At 44.8% G+C, this 1,939-nt stretch carries 1 pseudogene; it reads left to right on the forward strand.

Annotated features, from left to right (window positions below):
* Window positions 1-1,926: pseudogene (locus NW844_RS11815) on the forward strand (hypothetical protein); the annotation flags it as partial.
* Between the last annotated feature and the right edge of the window lie 13 nt (window positions 1,927-1,939).

Raw genomic sequence — 1,939 nt, forward strand, 5'->3', positions numbered from 1 at the left:
TCTCTATTAAACCTGCCTGAGGGCTTACAGGTTGAGATTTATGACTTGCCTGGCCTGAACTCAGTCCAAGATAGAACAAGCCTCAGGATCATCCAAGAGCATGTCAGCAAGTGCTTTAGCCTTGTTGCACTGGATTACTCTCAGACAGATTGGCAAAGACGAGAAGCCCTCTTGAGAGAGCTAAAAGATGTTGTGGAGTTTCTCCGAGGTCAAACCAGCTTGATGATTTTCTTGCTCAATAGGGTTGACATGCGAAATCAAACCGACAACCCTCTAGAGCAAAAGGTCGAGGAGCTGAGAGAGGAAATTAAGGAGATTCTGGATCTTCCAGAGCTGCCTTTTATCATTCCGCTCTCTGCTAAGGCGCTCTTCTATGCCCAATGTGCCTGGGGAGCCAACTCTTCCGAAGGATCGGATGTGGATCCCAGTACTAAACAATGGATGCTCAGCGCTCTTTTTGAAGACTGTGCTAATCTCATCAAGGCTTCTACAAGAGGTGATAGGGAGCTGAAGTCTTGGATAGCAGACCTTGAAAACAAAGTCGAGGAAGGGCAGGCAATATCTGACAATGACACTAGGCTCTTGCTTGGCTACATCCGAGAGTGGAGCGGCGGCAACTTGCTATGGAGAGCATTGCGAGAAAGGATTCAAGCAGACACTGCAAGAGTTGTTATTCTCCCGGCAGTGCTACAAGTGATCAACTCAGCTAGAGAGATTAGCAGTGCCCTAGATGTCATAATCAATACAAGACAAATTCAGACGCTAGAGGAAGTAGATAGGCAAAGAAAATATATTCAAGAGAAACAAGAGCAATGCAAGGAAGCAATCAATCAAGTTGCCCAATCGTTTATCGATGACATTACAGGCTTACTCAACCAAGTTGCCAGTGCTAGTGGCACTCCTGAGTCCCTATCAAAGATTGAGGAGGAAGCCAGAAAGAAGGGCTGGCAGGGGTTTCCCGATTTTATTGACTTTGTGGACGAGCAAGTTAAAGATTTGATTAATAAAATCATTGCTCCAGTTCGAGATGCACTCAAGCAAGAAATTGGTGTTTATCCGCTAGAAGATTCTCTGAAAGAAGTGATCCCTGCTCACATTGCCAACCTCGTTGCTAGATCTTGCGACATGACACTCAGAACGTTGAGGGATTGTGAGTGTCAGGGAGACAGCCTGATTCTGAGAGTACCTGTTGAGGAGAAAACCAAAAAGCCTCATGAGAAGATAGAAAGAGCTGAGCGCGCTGTTTTAGCTCTCTACCAATCGGTTAGGGACGCTCTCGAACATAGGGCCGAGTTTCTGTTACAGGCGAAGGCTCAAACTTTTGAGAGATTTGCGAACTCATTGATCTCTCAGCTTATTGCAAACCTTATTGGAGCCGTTGAAGAAATCCTCACAGTCTCTGAGGAAGATAAGCTAGGGATCCAGGAATTGATTCAAACTGGCGTTAAGCTGAGAAGCGAGCCCTTGCGCCTTACGCAAGATGTCTTTCTCTTTAATAAAAGAGCAAAGATAGAGACTACAAAGAAGGACAAAACTACAATAGTCGAGGAGCCTAGATCTTGCTTTGGAGGCAAGGAGTACAAGATAGCTAAAGTTGGGACGGAGTTCTATCAACAGCTAACTGTGCCTAGCTTTGATAGGATGGCTGAGGAGTGGTCAAGAGGAGCAGATGCTGGTAAGCAAAAATTGTGGCAAGTTCTAAAAGAATGGATCATAGGTTACATGGAAGAACTAAGAGAGGCTACTCAAAAATTGGTTAGAAAAGCACTTGACCTTTCTATGGGCGAGCTAGATGAGCAAAGAAGGCGGATTGAAGAGAACTTTAACCAAGCAGTAGCTATAGCCGAAGATCTGGAGAATAGGAAGAATGCAATTGAAAGTTTTGTTCAATCTTTGTCTTGCTTAGGGAGTGGGAATGATGAGTGAGAATAACAAAGAG

It is taken from the genome of Synechococcus sp. H55.2, assembly GCF_047462495.1.
Taxonomy (GTDB): domain Bacteria; phylum Cyanobacteriota; class Cyanobacteriia; order Thermostichales; family Thermostichaceae; genus Thermostichus.